The 15,354-nt window shown below is 45.0% G+C and carries 15 protein-coding genes and 2 tRNA genes; 10 read left to right on the top strand and 7 right to left on the bottom strand.

Features of this window, described 5'->3' with window-relative positions:
* Window positions 1-39: 39 nt before the first annotated feature.
* Both F6K38_RS03455 and fghA read right to left on the bottom strand, forming a co-directional pair.
* Window positions 40-786, bottom strand: a complete 747-nt coding sequence (locus tag F6K38_RS03455) for an MBL fold metallo-hydrolase (protein ID WP_008182061.1) — start codon at window positions 784-786, stop codon at window positions 40-42.
* A gap of 270 nt (window positions 787-1,056) precedes the next feature.
* Entirely contained in the window at window positions 1,057-1,908 is an 852-nt protein-coding gene (gene fghA / locus F6K38_RS03450; RefSeq protein ID WP_044492587.1) for an S-formylglutathione hydrolase, read from the bottom strand.
* On the opposite strand from fghA, the gene F6K38_RS03445 reads away from it, so the two are divergent.
* The 4 genes from F6K38_RS03445 (at window position 1,795) to F6K38_RS03430 (ending at window position 5,491) form a co-directional block, all read left to right on the top strand.
* Window positions 1,795-2,040 carry a hypothetical protein gene (locus F6K38_RS03445; protein WP_165691799.1) on the top strand — a complete coding sequence of 82 codons (246 nt, stop codon included), beginning with the start codon at window positions 1,795-1,797 and terminating at the stop codon, window positions 2,038-2,040. The genes fghA and F6K38_RS03445 overlap by 114 nt on opposite strands.
* A gap of 8 nt (window positions 2,041-2,048) precedes the next feature.
* Entirely contained in the window at window positions 2,049-2,321 is a 273-nt protein-coding gene (locus F6K38_RS03440; protein WP_008182053.1) for a glutaredoxin family protein, read from the top strand.
* Window positions 2,322-2,429: 108 nt separating this feature from the next.
* Window positions 2,430-3,950 carry a UDP-N-acetylmuramoyl-L-alanyl-D-glutamate--2,6-diaminopimelate ligase gene (locus F6K38_RS03435; RefSeq protein WP_008182052.1) on the top strand — a complete coding sequence of 507 codons (1,521 nt, stop codon included), beginning with the start codon at window positions 2,430-2,432 and terminating at the stop codon, window positions 3,948-3,950.
* A gap of 104 nt (window positions 3,951-4,054) precedes the next feature.
* Window positions 4,055-5,491, top strand: coding sequence for a DICT sensory domain-containing protein (locus F6K38_RS03430; protein WP_008182048.1), 1,437 nt, complete (start codon window positions 4,055-4,057; stop codon window positions 5,489-5,491).
* A 19-nt stretch (window positions 5,492-5,510) separates the two neighbouring features.
* Here F6K38_RS03430 and F6K38_RS03425 read toward each other — a convergent pair whose 3' ends face one another.
* Window positions 5,511-7,241, bottom strand: coding sequence for a sensor histidine kinase (locus F6K38_RS03425; protein ID WP_044492597.1), 1,731 nt, complete (start codon window positions 7,239-7,241; stop codon window positions 5,511-5,513).
* A 302-nt stretch (window positions 7,242-7,543) separates the two neighbouring features.
* Here F6K38_RS03425 and F6K38_RS03420 point away from each other — a divergent pair, with 302 nt between their 5' ends.
* From F6K38_RS03420 to F6K38_RS03410, 3 genes are all read left to right on the top strand, one after another.
* Window positions 7,544-8,728: an NAD(P)H-quinone oxidoreductase subunit H gene (locus F6K38_RS03420; RefSeq protein WP_008182046.1), complete on the top strand. Its 1,185-nt coding sequence runs from the start codon at window positions 7,544-7,546 to the stop codon at window positions 8,726-8,728.
* 362 nt (window positions 8,729-9,090) lie between these two features.
* A complete protein-coding gene (locus F6K38_RS03415; protein ID WP_008182045.1) occupies window positions 9,091-9,435 on the top strand; it encodes a hypothetical protein in 345 nt (114 codons plus the stop codon).
* 555 nt (window positions 9,436-9,990) lie between these two features.
* Window positions 9,991-11,259, top strand: a complete 1,269-nt coding sequence (locus F6K38_RS03410) for an MFS transporter (protein WP_008182044.1) — start codon at window positions 9,991-9,993, stop codon at window positions 11,257-11,259.
* A 9-nt stretch (window positions 11,260-11,268) separates the two neighbouring features.
* Here the strand turns inward: F6K38_RS03410 and F6K38_RS03405 are convergent.
* A tRNA-Arg gene (locus tag F6K38_RS03405) sits at window positions 11,269-11,342 on the bottom strand.
* Window positions 11,343-11,417: 75 nt separating this feature from the next.
* On the opposite strand from F6K38_RS03405, the gene moaC reads away from it, so the two are divergent.
* Complete coding sequence (gene moaC / locus F6K38_RS03400; protein WP_008182043.1) at window positions 11,418-11,912, top strand: cyclic pyranopterin monophosphate synthase MoaC; 495 nt, start codon at window positions 11,418-11,420, stop codon at window positions 11,910-11,912.
* Between the two features lie 102 nt (window positions 11,913-12,014).
* Here moaC and moaB read toward each other — a convergent pair whose 3' ends face one another.
* Window positions 12,015-12,536 carry a molybdenum cofactor biosynthesis protein B gene (gene moaB / locus F6K38_RS03395; protein ID WP_353737166.1) on the bottom strand — a complete coding sequence of 174 codons (522 nt, stop codon included), beginning with the start codon at window positions 12,534-12,536 and terminating at the stop codon, window positions 12,015-12,017.
* A 92-nt stretch (window positions 12,537-12,628) separates the two neighbouring features.
* Between moaB and F6K38_RS03390 the strand changes: the two genes are divergently transcribed.
* Window positions 12,629-12,907 carry a 2TM domain-containing protein gene (locus F6K38_RS03390; RefSeq protein WP_287356080.1) on the top strand — a complete coding sequence of 93 codons (279 nt, stop codon included), beginning with the start codon at window positions 12,629-12,631 and terminating at the stop codon, window positions 12,905-12,907.
* A 224-nt stretch (window positions 12,908-13,131) separates the two neighbouring features.
* Window positions 13,132-13,446, top strand: coding sequence for a DUF3181 family protein (locus F6K38_RS03385; RefSeq protein WP_071103773.1), 315 nt, complete (start codon window positions 13,132-13,134; stop codon window positions 13,444-13,446).
* Between the two features lie 136 nt (window positions 13,447-13,582).
* Here F6K38_RS03385 and fba read toward each other — a convergent pair whose 3' ends face one another.
* Both fba and F6K38_RS03375 read right to left on the bottom strand, forming a co-directional pair.
* Entirely contained in the window at window positions 13,583-14,662 is a 1,080-nt protein-coding gene (fba, locus tag F6K38_RS03380; RefSeq protein WP_008182039.1) for a class II fructose-bisphosphate aldolase, read from the bottom strand.
* 542 nt (window positions 14,663-15,204) lie between these two features.
* A tRNA-Lys gene (locus tag F6K38_RS03375) sits at window positions 15,205-15,276 on the bottom strand.
* Window positions 15,277-15,354 lie beyond the last annotated feature (78 nt).

The raw sequence follows: 15,354 nt of genomic DNA, 5'->3' as shown, positions 1-15,354 counted from the left end.
GTTAATCATTCCATTATTAAGCAACACCGCTTCTTGAATTTATCTAGCTGTATCAAGTAGGTGATTGAAATCCTCACGCCAGCTATCGAAGTCAGTAAAAAAGTTGAAGCCACATACAACCTCAAGGGATCTCTCGGAAACAATATCTAGTATCCGTGATGCACGTTTACGGGTTTTGTCTTTTGGTCCAAAGGGGTTGAATTGCATACTAGACCCTGGAGGGAAGGCATAGTCACCAATAAACAAGACCAAGTCATAGATATATATCATGAAGCCCGGTGTATGTCCACCAATATAGAAAGCTTCAATGCCATGCTCGGTGAAGTCACCATAAATTTTGTTGTCAATCGGAAATTGCTCGGCAAGTGGATGCTCAGCATCGTTAACGTGCAGATAAACTTTAGCTTCCCATAAATCACGATACTGGTTGGATGCACCCATGAAATCTTTATGGGTAAAGTAGATAGCTTCTACTGGCTCCAAGTCTCGATTGAATGCTGATGGACAATCAATCCATACCGCACCACTATCCGTTTCAATGCGATAAGCAGCATGCTCCATACCAAGACGAGGCACAGAAATCAATTGTGTAACGTAGTTATTTATCTGGTGTGGGGTCACTCGATAGGTTTGCTCTGCCTCATCCCAAGTAACGAATTTGTCATGGCGTGCTCTACAGAACGGACAGACATCAGGCATTTCACCAATCATGTTATAGCCACAAACGGTACAAACCCACTGCTGATGGTTCACAGTTGAAGCCAACATTTCACCTTCATTAGCCATATTCAGAACCTCAATGTACTGATGTTGACATTAATTTGTTTTTATTTTCCTAGTATTTACAAGATTTATGCGCTTAGTTAATGAGTTTTTTTTAACAACACATTATTCTAAAATCTGTATATTATTCTAGGATTTGCAGAAATAAAACTGGGTTTAATAGTTATAAATTACCAGTTTTTTTAGAGTTTTTGATTAACCTGAATAGCAGAAGTATTGTCCACACTTCCAACCTCGACTTTTTCAGCAACCAAGGGATTATCTCAATTTTGTTCAATCCAACAAAGCCTCAGCATGATGGCTGATATGGTCTTTTATAAAGGTGGCGATAAAATAGTAACCATGGTTATAGCCGACCTGGAGACGGAAAGTCAGGGGCTGATCTGCTTTTTCACAAGCCTTCTCAAACACCTCAGGGAGCAACTGCTGCTTCTCATAAAAGGGGTCAGCGGTGCCTTGGTCAATCAAAATTGTATGGTTATAGTTGGCTGTCAACACCAGTTCGCTGGCATCGTAAGCTCGCCATTGCTCTTGGTCTGTCCCGAGGTAATTGGTGAATGCCTTCTGACCCCAGGGGCTGCGCATGGGAGCAGCAATGGGAGCAAAAGCAGAAACAGATAGGTACTGCTTTGGGTTTTTTAAGGCACAAATCAACGCACCATGACCGCCCATAGAATGACCAAATATACCTTGTTTCTCAACTTGCGTGGGGAAATTTTTGGCAATTACCTCGGGTAACTCATGGACAACGTAGCTATACATTTGGTAGTGAGCTGACCAAGGTTCAAGAGTGGCATCTACGTAAAAACCAGCACCAGACCCCAAGTCCCACTCATCGTCCTCACCTGGAATTCCTGTATTCCGAGGGCTGGTATCTGGAGCCACCAACATCAATCCATACTTGGCTGCAAATCGCTGAGCACCCGATTTAACCATAAAATTCTCTTCCGTGCAAGTCAAACCTGACAGGTAATATAGAACTGGAACGGATTGCACTTTCGCCTGGGGGGGTTGGTATACGGAAAACCCCATCTCGCTCCTACAAGTCTGAGATTGATGAGTGTAAAAACCTACTGTACCGCCAAAGCAACGGTTTTCGGAGACGAGGCGAAGGTCTGTGGACATGGGGCTGGTTCAAATGGACGTACCATGAAGGCGAATGTGGCTGTCCAGCATTTTAGCGTTTCTCCAGCTATGTTTGCCGAAGCTGCACTTATCTTTACTAAACTATCGTCTAAATCAACAATTTTCAACTAACTTGCCTGATGGAATTAATTCTTTACAGTAAACCCGGTTGCCATCTTTGTGAGGGATTGCTTGAAAAGCTAGAGATGATTGAAGGGTTAACCTTTAAGCTAGAGGTTCGAGACATTACCAGTCGAGAGGATTGGTTCCAATCCTATCAGTATGAAGTGCCAGTACTATGTATCAACCACTTTGGTCAGGAACAGCTCCTGCCTCGCCCCTCTCCTCGTGCTAGCGTTGCACAATTGCAGCGAATGTTACGGAAATATTTCCCTGTTAGTGAGCCAAAATAGGCGATACATCAGGTTGACGGTTTGACGGTTGACGGTTTGACGGTTGACGGTTGACTGGTGGCTGTGATGATTCGGTAGATCTTATAGTGTCATTTGGTGCAATAGATTATGAAGCTAAGGGAATTATTAGCCAAAATTGCCAATATTGTGGAAATTCCTAGCCCCGAGGGTCTTGATGTAACGGTTACAGGCATCTGTACCAATTCCCACGCCTGCCAACCAGGAGATTTATTTATCGGGATGCCAGGCACTAGGGTAGATGGTGGAGAGTTCTGGGAAAGTGCGATCGCATCTGGGGCAGTAGCAGCGATAATTTCTCCCCAAGCGGCTGCCAAACATCCCCCCCAGGAACTTTCACCGGAAACAGGAGTTTGTGTAATTGCTGCCGATGACATGACCACCGTGTCTGCTCAAACTGCAGCAGCCTTCTACGACTACCCAGCACAGAAGCTCAGGCTGATTGGAGTCACGGGTACTAATGGCAAAACTACAACTACCCATCTGATTGAATTTCTGCTCGCTCATAGCTCTAGTCCTATCCCCACAGCACTTTTGGGTACCCTCTATGCCCGTTGGCCAGGTTTTGAGCAAACAGCAAGCTACACTACACCATTTGCAGTTCAATTGCAACAACAGCTCCAGTTAGCGGTCAAAGCAGGTGCCCAAATGGCAGTGATGGAAGTTAGTTCACACGCCTTAGCCCAAGGTCGAATCCAGGGCTGTCCGTTTGAGGTGGCGGTGTTTACCAATCTCACCCAAGACCATTTGGACTACCACCAGAACATGGATGATTACTTCAGCGCTAAAGCTAAGCTGTTTAGTTCCGACTATCTCAAAGGCAGGGCAATTATTAATGCTGATGACTCCTATGGAGAGCGGTTAATCCAACAGTTACCAACTGAGCAAGTCTGGAGCTATAGTATCCAAAACCCATCCGCTGATTTCTGGACGAAGGACTTAAGCTACGAGCCAACAGGGGTTAGAGGAATTATGCATACTCCAGTAGGAGAGGTTAGCTTTAATTCGCCCCTAGTGGGTCAATACAATCTGTCTAACTTGCTCGCAGCAGTAGGAACAGTTTTAGAGCTGGGTTTGGATTTAGAATTAGTAGCAGCAGCCTTGGCTCAATTTCCAGGAGTGCCAGGGCGGATGGAACGGGTGCAAATTCAACCGGAACAGGATATTAGTGTTATTGTCGATTATGCCCACACCCCAGATAGTTTGGAAAACTTACTAAGGGCATCACGACCCTTTATTGAGGGCAAGATGATTTGTGTATTTGGCTGTGGTGGCGATCGCGATCGCACTAAGCGTCCTAAGATGGGGAAAATAGCGGCTCAGTTAGCTGATGTTGCTGTAGTCACCTCGGATAACCCTCGCACCGAAAACCCAGAAAGCATCTTAGAGGATGTTTTAGAGGGGATTCCTCAATCAGTGGAACCAATGGTAATTTGCGATCGCGCTACCGCCATTCGGACTGCCATCTTGCAAGCAAAACCGGGGGATGGAGTTTTAATTGCTGGTAAGGGTCACGAAGATTATCAAATTCTGGGCACTGAAAAAATCCACTTCGATGACCGAGAGCAAGCCCGAGATGCTTTGATGAGTAGGCTACAGGTTATAGGTTAGCAAGTTGACAGCTATTTTAGCGGGCAGGTTGTAGATTATCACATGGAAGGTCAACGTTTAAGCTTTAACCAAACCACCTTTAACCAAACCACCTTTAACCCTAAATGAACCTGCCACCTAATCCAGAATTGTCTCTCTACCAGCTGGTTTTAGAGACTCTTGCCTCTCCCGAGTCTCTAACAATCACTCCTGTCACCCTGAAATCGCTAGTCAGAGCAACCTTTGACCTGCTAATTCAGCAAAACATTTCAGCCACAATTTTGGTCAAGCCACAGGGTGAGGGCTGGCACAGAGAAATAAAACGGTATCAACAACAGGTTGATTTACCCAAAACAATTTATCTGTGCCACTGTTTAGGAGATGACTGGAAAAACGGAGTTAACCTCAACAGAGATTCTCAACTGTTTTCCCTACCGTTGGAGACTGAAACTCAACTACAACAGGAGTATTTCTTACTGATTCTCGGTGAGAACTATAGTAGTTTAATTGTGGCTTGCCAGCCTGATCTATCGGAATCTGACAATCTAACTGATAGTGAACTCAGTCAACCATTGTTAGCTGTTTTTACCCTTGAGCAATCAGTAATTCGGCAGTTTTTACAGGGGTTAAGTACAGTTATTGGGAGCAATACAGCAGACCAACTCAGCCATTGGGAAACCCTTTTAGCTCCCCCAGAAACACTTAATAGTACACTACTAACCCAGTTGTTGCTTAAACAAGTACAACGTACAGAAGAAATTGTTCAGAATACCCTGGCAACACAGCCAATCGGGGAGACTAACCCATCTCCCCCATCACCGCCAGCAGTTCCTGAGTCGGTTGTGGTAGGGAAGAATTCCTTATCAAAGGTCGAGCCTTATATGAGTGATGAGATACTTCAGCGAGTGGCTCAGGAATTACGGACACCCATAACGAACATGAAAACTGCCCTGAAGCTGCTCGATGCCTCACAAATGAAGCTCGCCCAACGCCAACGCTATATTGGGCTTCTTTATAAAGAATGCGATCGCTTAAATTCCTTAGTGGCTGGATTACTAGAACTGGTTCAGCTAGAGGGTGACCCCCAAACGGATCAAACCTTGCCGTTGAAGCTAGCAGACATTGTTCCTGGTATTGTCAGCACCTATCAACCCCTTGCCCAAGAAAAAGGCATCCAGCTCGGCTACACAATTCCCGCCAATCTCCCCTCAGTCTTGTTTTCAGAGGTGGGCTTGAGGCATATCGTGATTAATCTGTTGCACAATAGTTTAAAGTTTACTCCCGCTGGCGGTAAAGTTAGAGTACAGGGAACTCGTAAGGGCAAGTATGTTCAGCTGATATTTAGTGATACAGGTATTGGCATTGCTGAAAGTGACATACCTAAGATTTTTGACAGTTTTTATCGGGGTAGGTCAACACCTAGGGAAGACCTTGGTGCAGGGATAGGTTTAACCATTGTGCAACAGTTATTACAACGGGGCGGTGGTTCAATTGCAGTAGTTAGTCGATTCGGGCAAGGCTCCCAATTTAAAGTGCTGCTACCAATTGCCTCTGAAACTTAAAAAATCGTCGAGGTAATGGTTAACCAATCCCAGGCAATGGTGTCTTAGCCAGGTCAGCTAACGGTAAAAATACTGTCATCACCTCACCCTGTTGGGGTCGTTGCTTAACAATTAGTTTGCCCCCCAACGCCTGGAATAGATTTTTGGTCACATTCAAATTCAAACTGATACTACCCGTTTCTGGCTGGAAAGTCAGCAGCTGACCAAGGGACTTCAATGTCGGGCAATGGTCGTCAGCAATTGTTTCGTGATTAATCTGAGACTGGAATTGTAACTTCAGCTGGTTTCCAGCAGGTGTAACCTGTAACTGGATGTGACCCCCTGTTGGAATAGACCGGGTGAAATTTTCCATCAAGCCAGTTAGCACCTGATCTAGCAAGGCGGGATGACTGACCACTGTTGGCAACTGTTGCGGTAAGACTACATCTAGGGTTAAATTACGTCGCTGTGCTTGTTTTTGCCAGCGGGGGATGCTGTTGTGAAAAACCCGAGCCAGAGATATACAGGTCAGGCTAACAGGGGTTTGCTTGGCTGCCGTTGTTTCTAATTCTACTGCCCGGAAAATCAACTCCATGCGGTTGATTTGTTCGCTACACTCATGGTCAATAATTTCTATACGCCGCATGACTTCTGGAGGCAAGTCACGACGTCTAAGCAGTAGTTTAGTCAGGGTGTGAATTGTAGTTAGGGGTGTCCGGATTTCATGGGTCAGAGCTCGGAGCAGCTCAACGTCAGGTGTAGCTTCAGAATTTTCTTTTGGGTGAACAGCAGAGATTCTAGGAAAGCCTCGCGCTTCATTTTTCACCAATCGTTGCCAGTTAGGCTCCTGTACTTTCTGTTTCTTGGCAAAGGGTGTACTAGAAGACCCATTTTGTGAGTGACTACCAGTTTTGACCCTATCCCTCTGATGCTGAGGTTGTCTTGGCTGAACCATTGTTGACTCGGATATTGTAACCGGTATAGTCTGGCTCAGTTCTACTGAAGGCAGTTCTGGTAAATTCTCCAGAAGCCCACGACCAAAGTTCATTACAATGCGGTAATCGGGGGGCTTTGGCACAAATTTTTCCATTAAAGCTTCCAACTGCTTGAGATGATGAGAACTGCTCAGTAATAGTCTATGGCGCAGTGATGCCCAAACATGTTGGATATCCTCTGGGTCAAAGGAGAATTGAAAGCCTGGAACGCCAAAGTGGTCTTTCCCAGAGACCATGACTAAGCTAAAGTCTTTAGTAAAAACTAAACAAAACTGCTCGTTAGCTAAGGGGTCTCCTGGAAACAGGGGTAACCTGTAGGTCGTATTTTGTACAAAAGGAGTAGTATCAGGTTGAGCCGGAGGTAGCTGGAAGGGCATAAAAGCCCAAGGATTCAAGGCGTCGTTCGTAAAAATCCCAGTCTCGAAACTTGCCAGTAGCTCTCGATCACTTAAGACTGGAGCAGGACCAGCTATAATTAGTCCTTGCTTCGACGAGTGTTCGGGATTATGGCTTGTTGATCGGTTGCCTGAAACCCCTGGCAACAGCAACTGTTCCAAGGTAGCGATCGCACTTTGCCATTCCCGTTGAGCTTTAGCTGCTGCTGCCCTATGCTTAGGGCTAGCCGCTTCTCTTGTTCTGCGACAGCTAGCACCTACTGAGCAAGTGTCAATCACAGTTGCTTGCTCTACTGAAACAGTAACCTTGTCATCGCTTTCAATTAATTCCTGTTGGGATAAAATTTCACTTATACTTGGTAATAACCACCTTGGCACCACAATCCACCCCCGATGCACAGCTAGTGCAGTAATTCAAACTATCAACTCCTTTGATAAAGATGGTAATGTGATTGCTGATAGTTTAAGGATCGTAGAACCGAACTTCTACGTAGCAATTCCCGTTAACCTAAGCATTGGAAAGAAGGAGCTTAAACAGAAATTAACAGTTTGAATTAAAAATATCAAATTGTTCTTGCATTGTTAGAGTTAACAACATACACTACCTATCTGCCTCTGTTTTGGTAAGCTAATAGCTAGCGGCTAACAGCTAGCAGCTAACAGTTGGGGCAATTAATCAAAATATGGCAAAGATCGAGACCAGAACCGAACCCATGGTGATCAACATGGGTCCCCACCATCCCTCCATGCATGGCGTTCTCCGCTTAATTGTCACCCTAGATGGGGAGGATGTGATAGATTGTGAGCCGGTAATTGGCTACCTGCACCGAGGCATGGAGAAAATTGCCGAGAATCGCACTAACATTATGTATGTCCCTTACGTGAGCCGATGGGACTATGCAGCAGGGATGTTCAACGAGGCAATTACAGTCAATGCCCCAGAGAAATTAGCAGATATTCCGGTACCCAAACGTGCCAGCTACATCCGCGTGATCATGCTGGAGTTGAATCGGATTGCCAATCACCTGCTGTGGCTTGGACCATTCCTAGCAGATGTGGGTGCCCAAACCCCATTCTTCTACATCTTCCGGGAACGGGAGATGATTTATGACCTATGGGAAGCTGCCAGTGGACAACGGTTAATTAACAACAACTACTTCCGTATTGGTGGAGTTGCTGTTGACCTACCCTATGGATGGATAGATAAGTGCGAAGACTTCTGTGACTACTTTGACCCTAAAGTTGATGAGTACGAACGGTTAATCACCAACAACCCTATCTTCCGCCGCCGAGTTGAAGGTGTCGGTACCATTAGTCGGGAAGAAGCCATTAACTGGGGACTTTCTGGCCCGATGCTACGAGGTTCTGGAGTCAAGTGGGATTTGCGCAAAGTTGACCACTACGAATGCTACGACGACTTCGATTGGGAAGTACACTGGGAAACCGGGGGTGATTGTTTTGCCCGGTATGTGGTGCGGATTAGGGAAATGCGGGAGTCCGTTAAGATTATCCGTCAAGCCTTAAAAGCACTTCCCGGTGGTCCTTACGAAAACCTAGAAGCCAAGCGGATGGCAGAGGGTCGCAAATCCCAGTGGAACGACTTCGATTATCAGTTCATGGGCAAGAAAATTGCCCCTACCTTCAAGATTCCCAAGGGCGAACACTATGTCCGTCTTGAGTCTGGGAAAGGAGAACTAGGAATTTTCATTATTGGTGATAATAATGTCTTTCCTTGGCGTTGGAAGATTCGTCCAGCCGATTTCAATAACTTACAGATTCTGCCCCATATCCTCAGAGGAGTCAAAGTTGCCGATATTATGGCGATTCTCGGTAGTATTGACATTATTATGGGGTCAGTAGACCGTTAAATTAGGTTAATGGTTCTAGGTAATAGGCTCTAGGTTTTAGACTAAGCGGGGGCAACGTTAGTTAGCTCCGCCTCAAGGACGGAAGCTCTCAACTAGCCGTCTTTTAGCATTAGCCGTCAGCTATCAGCCGTCAGCTATCAGCCGTCAGCCTTTGGTCTTGGTATTTGGTTGATAGCTGATAGCTGATAGCTTACCATTAGCCTCATATCTAGAAGTTAGGCAGCTAAGATTATCGGCTATTCCTCCTATTCTTTGCTAAACTAGGAGGAATTTTTGATTTTTTGTGAAACTGTGATGTTAAGACAGCATTTAGGGAATTCTAGGAATGTAGCTCCAAAGACTGAATAGTCAACTTGCTGTCTATGAGTGAAAATCCCCCACCTATTAAAGTATTACGTCAGCGCCATGTAGGCTGGGATAAGCCTACCGAGGAAAATCTCAAAACTATTAAAACTATTGAGTTGTTATGGCGTAATTTGTTCGAGGCAATTTTTGATCCCATTGAAGATAACTGGTTAGAGCATTGGGAAAAGCTATACAAAACCATTCTAGAGGTTTGTTCTGATAACGAAGAGCGCCGCATTACTCTAGTCTACCTGAGCAATGTTAAGGATTTGACAAAAGAAGCTAGGGAATGGAAAATGTTGGTGACTTACCTGGAGAATACTAAAGACTGGGCTAGAAAATCGATTATTAGAGGCTCGTGAACCGTAAAATAAAATAGTGAAAATGGTGACCCTTCGCGTAAGCCAAAGGCTTGCTCAAAATTATCCTTGATACAGTAAAACCTGTAAAGGTGCTAACAGCAAGACCCCTATCCCTTCTACAAACGCTTTCGGGAATACTTTTGTGATCATATTAAGCGCTCCATTATGGGCTACCGGTAGCCAAGCTTGACCTGAGTTGTTGCTGCGTTCGCGTAGCGGCTCTTTCAGAGCATCGCAATCCTAATTAATTTGTGAACAATAATAGGTCATGAGATTCTTCCCCCAACCCCGATCACCGCATCACCCGATCACCCTATCTAAGCCTCTGGGCAAAATGTTAAGAAGAGTAAACTAGAGAAGTAGTATAAAGTCCAGTTAATTACTTCCCAAATAGTCCCCGGATTTTTGGCTGTTCGCGCTTTGGCTTACAGGTAATTGTCAATTACCTGTAAGCCAAAGCGCAAATAGTCATTACCCGATAAGGACTATGATGATTAGTCAACCGGATTTTATCTAACTATCTCAAGTGCCAGTTTTCTCAGGATTATAGAGCGCGTGAAAGTTTTTCAGACCCTGGAAGGGCAGCAACGCCAAAGTTTGCTGATTTTATTTACTGTTGGTCTGTTGTTTTGGTCAAGCTTAACGTCTTTGTCGCCAACGCTGCCACAATATATTGAAGACGTGGGTGGTACCAAGCAACAGGTAGGGTTAGTAATGGGTTGCTTTGCCATTGGTCTGTTGCTGTTTAGAAACCCACTGGGGCGTATGGCAGACCTGCGCAGTCGCAAGTTGGTAGTAATTATTGGTACTATCGCTGTCGCTCTAGCGCCTTTGGGCTATCTATTTACCCAGTCGATTAGCCTGTTGATGCTGGTTCGAATGTTTCATGGCATCAGTATTGCAGCCTTTACCATCGGTTATCTGGCTCTAGTCACCGATTTGTCCCCTGTTGACAAGCGAGGTGAGTTAATTGGTTACATGAGTTTGGCAACACCGATTGGTTTAGGTCTCGGACCTGCGCTGGGGGGTTTTCTACAACAAGAGGTTAGCTACACTGTTTTATTCTTAGTGTCTGCAGCTCTAGGTGGGCTGGGTGTGCTGTTAGGGAGTCAGATTCGTGAACCAATCAGGCATGCTAAACAAAAGCCGAGAAAATCAGAATCTTGGTTAAACTCGAGTTGGCAGCTATTGGTCAAACTATGGGAGCTGTTAAGCAGCCCTCCTCTTGGAATTCCAGCTTTGGTCATGCTGTTGTTCGGTATAGTATTTGGAACAAAAGTTAGCTTTGTCTCTCTGTTTATTCGAGAGACTGGTATTAATCTCAATCCAGGATTGTTTTTCACAGCTACTGCGATCGCTAGTTTTGTGATTCGTGCATTAACTGGTCAGGCATCTGATCGGTATGGACGAGGAGTATTTATCACCGCTAGTGTGGTTTGCTATATCATCTCAATGTTGATGATTTCCCAGGCTGAAACCGGAGTTGGATTTTTACTAGCTGGTTTATTAGAAGGAGCTGGCACTGGACTATTCATACCGATGATGACTGCTTTGATGGCTGACCGCTCCTCTGCTGATCAACGGGGTCAGGTATTCGCTGTCTGCATTAGTGGGTTTGATTTAGGGATTGGTCTAGCTGGGCCGATCTTTGGTTATTTCGCTGACCTCTTAGGATATCGAGGGATTTTTTCCTGTGGTGCTGGTATAGCATTTTTGGCACTGATTATCTTTATGACCCAGTCCAACAAAAATTTATCCCGTTCCCTCAGATTTGCCATCGGTCGTGAACGGGATTTATATGCTGTAGATACTATAATGTCTTAGCTTATTAAACGGGCTAGGAGGGATTCGAACCCCCGACACCGTGGTCCGTAGCCACGTGCTCTAGTCCACTGAGCTACAAGCCCTTAACTGCTGCCACTTTTCTGTGGGTCAACAGTTACTTATCATAACACATAGATCAAAAATTTTGCAATACTCTTGTGGAAATCAATCGCTCGCTATCCCATCTCGATAGTCAAGGTCAAGCTCAGATGGTCGATGTTTCTGGCAAAGAGCTTACGAAGCGTCAGGCAGTAGCCGCTGCTCAGGTACGGATGAAAACCACAACCTTCAACACTATCCAAGCTGGTAATGCCCCCAAGGGTGATGTCTTAGGAACCGCTAGGCTGGCTGGGATTATGGCAGCAAAGCAAACGTCCCAACTGATTCCTTTGTGTCATCCCTTGCCCTTGCACAAGATAGAAGTTCAAATTGAACCTAACCCCCAACTACCGGGATACCAGATTCAGGCATCTGTGACTACTAAAGCTGAAACTGGTGTCGAAATGGAAGCACTAACAGCAGTTTCTGTTGCGGCTTTGACCCTTTACGATATGGCCAAAGCGTTGGAAAAGTCTATCGAGATTCAATCGATTCGCCTGTTGAGTAAGACCGGAGGTAAATCCGGGGATTACCAAATCTCAGGGGATTGCTAAGTTAAGGAATCAGCTCAAGTCAAGTTGGGTCAGCACTTAGCACTGATCCACTGAGGCACTCAGTTGCCAATTACCGTTTGAACAGGAAATCTATGGCTCAGATTAGGTTTCTCGCAAACGTGGCATCAGTTCCACAAGATTACAGGGGGAATTTCCCAAATCGAGCTGGTCTTTGATAATCTGCTCCCAACCTGTTCGACAAGCTCCAGAAGACCCAGGCAGACAAAAGATGTATGTTCCGTTAGCCACACCAGCCAGGGCACGAGATTGGATAGTAGAAGTCTTAATCTCTTGGTAGGAAATCATGCGGAAAATTTCACCAAAGCCCTGGATTTCCTTATCCAGGAGGGGTTGAATCGCTTCTGGTGTACCATCTCGACCAGTAACACCAGTTCCTCCTGTAGTCAAGACTACCTGTACGGATTCGTCAGCAATCCATCGGGAAACCACCTCACGGATTTTGTAGATGTTGTCTGGAACAAGAACCTTTTCCGCTAAGTGATGCCCCGCCTGGGTTAAACTCTCAACCAGCAGCTTACCGGACTTATCCGTGGCTTCGGTACGGGAATCGGACACCGTCATCACTGCAATCTTTAAAGGAACAAACTGTTTGCTTCGGATCATGTTCAATCCAACATTAGGTTCTAAAATAAAATTAACTGACTAGGGTCGGGATCAGATCAAGCCCCTACACAACTCAAAACTGACAAATATCTATGCCTCCTCGTTGGCCTCGTAAACCTGATCGACGTGATCCAGCCTACCGTCGTCTAGATGACCGCATGAACTTTGCTGTACATGTGGCAATTTTTGCTGCTTGTAATTCCGGAGTGTGGTTCTTCAAAACTATACAGTATGCTCAATGGACTTGGGCATACTGGTTTACTGGTCTGTGGGGATTGATTTTAGTAGGGCATGGGGTTTATATATTTGCGATCGCAAACTATACCCCCCTGACTACTCAAGAACCTCCAACCGAATCCCCTCAAGGATGAAATCACCGAAGATAATTGTAGTAATTGATTTTTTGTTGACTGTTGACGGTTAACTGTTGACGGTTAACTATTGACGGTTAACAGAAAGCCAGCAAATAAACTCCGGTCTTTTAATACAAGGTGATGAGTAAACTTTTTTGAGGAAACATTTTAACTTTAAACCTTCAACTTTAAACCTTCTTTAGCTATCCCAACATGCAATTAATTAGAAACAGCTAATTACCATGGCTAATCCAACTTCTACAGAAGCAATCGAAACTCTTGCTGCTGAAATTGGCGACAAAGTATATATTGATGTAGCCAAGTGGCATCTCTACCTCAGGGATGCTCATCTACATACCACTTTGGCTGAACAATTTTATCCCCTACTAATCGATAACACTAATACAATCACAGAAGACCAGATGATGCCAATCCTGCAAAGCATTCAGGTGAAGCTAGGTGGTGGTAAACGGCAAGTTCCCCTAGCAGATTTGCTACCCATGCAGTGTCAGATGGATCTAATCGATATTCTCGAAGAGTATCAAAGACAGCTGTAAGTGTCTGAAAATAGGCAATTTTCAGATAACTAATCACAAATAACAAAAAATTGGGTAACTTTAACAGCTACCCAAATAATTCTGCTTGTTCTTGGTTCACCAAAACAGCAAAGGTTTTCCTGTGAAGCGTGAAAAACTAGGCAGTTACAGCTTTTTTCGCCACAGCACTTAACTCACCGTTGGCATACTTAGTTGCAAAAACATCGATAGTCGCTTGCTTGATCTTGCTAGCATTACCAGCAGTACCAAAGGCTTCGTAACGCTTCAAGCAAACCTGCTTCATATACTTGATAGAAGGCTTGAGGAAGTGACGGGGGTCAAAGTTAGAAGGATCTTTGGCAGCAGCTTCCCGGATAGCAGCAGTAATAGCCAAGCGGTTGTCGGTGTCGATGTTAACCTTACGGACACCGCTCTTAATACCCTTTTGAATTTCTTCAAGGGGTACACCATAGGTTTCAGGAATAGAACCACCGTACTGGTTGATCATGTCAAGCCACTCTTGAGGCACAGATGAGGAACCGTGCATCACCAAGTGAGTGTTAGGCAGACGGTTATGAATTTCTTCAATGCGACTAATGGCAAGAATTTCTCCAGTCGGCTTGCGGGTGAACTTGTAAGCACCGTGGCTAGTACCAATAGCTACAGCTAGAGCATCAACTTGGGTGCGCTCAACAAATTCAACTGCTTCGTCGGGGTCGGTCAATAGTTGGTCGCGAGTCAGAGTTCCTTCAAATCCGTGACCATCTTCTTTGTCACCTTTACCGGTTTCCAGTGAACCTAGGCAACCCAGTTCCCCTTCAACACTAACACCGATAGCATGGGCAACTTTTACTACTTCGGCAGTAACACTGACGTTGTAATCGAAGCTGGCTGGAGTCTTAGCATCAGCTTCCAAGGAGCCATCCATCATCACACTGGTGAAGCCATTACGAATTGCCGAATAGCAGGTGGCTGGGCTATTGCCATGGTCTTGGTGCATGGCAATGGGAATATGAGGGTAGGATTCCACCGCTGCTGTGACCAGATGGCGGAGGAAGTTCTCACCTGCATATTTGCGGGCACCACGAGAAGCTTGTAAGATTACCGGACTATCCGCTTCTTCAGCAGCCTGCATGATAGACAGGATTTGTTCCATGTTGTTAACGTTGTATGCTGGAATCCCGTAGCCGTTCTCAGCTGCGTGATCCAACAGTAGCCGCATGGGTACAAGTGCCATATTATATTCCTCCTAACTTTGTTTGTTAGCTATTCCGGCGAGAAGCCTCACGTCTGACACTCCCTAGTGACTCGTGAACAGAATCGCCAGTCCAGACATGTAAATCTAGTTGCTTCTAGACAGCGATGCAGCGAGGTCTTGGGGGAAACCCCCATGAGCGACTGCATCAAGACAGGTTAATTCTTTAGATAATCTTAAGATATTTTGCAGCTTTTATTCAAATTTCTTAATTAGATCATCTAGAGAAAGCTGAATCTATAAAACTTGACAAAAATCCCCAAATATAGAAAATAATCCCCAACCACCCCTGGGTAAAATCTGGATAAACAGTAAAGTATAGGTAGTTTTGCTATTATTTTTGATAATAGCTCCTAACCTTTCTGATTGGAACAATAATTTAAGCTTCGTTGGCGAGTGCGGGTTCTGACAAGCCCAGGAAGTATCCCTCTTAAACCACAGAGGTGGTCAACTGTTTATCTTGTACCTAGTACCTAGAATTTGTATCGATAGAGATATACGGCTATCTAAAAGTTAGGTCAAAATGGGTCGCCCGGGACTCGAACCCGGAACTAATCGGTTAAAAGCCGAGTACTCTACCATTGAGTTAGCGACCCGGTAAGCTTTTATCAAACATACCTTTACTAAGAATATCACATTGATAAGGAAATGTCTAGGGAAATTTAGAAAAATTT

It is taken from the genome of Moorena sp. SIO3B2, from assembly GCF_010692525.1.
GTDB lineage: Bacteria > Cyanobacteriota > Cyanobacteriia > Cyanobacteriales > Coleofasciculaceae > Moorena > Moorena producens.
Note: the sequence above shows the minus strand (reverse complement) of the source record. Positions and strands in the feature narration are given on the sequence as shown.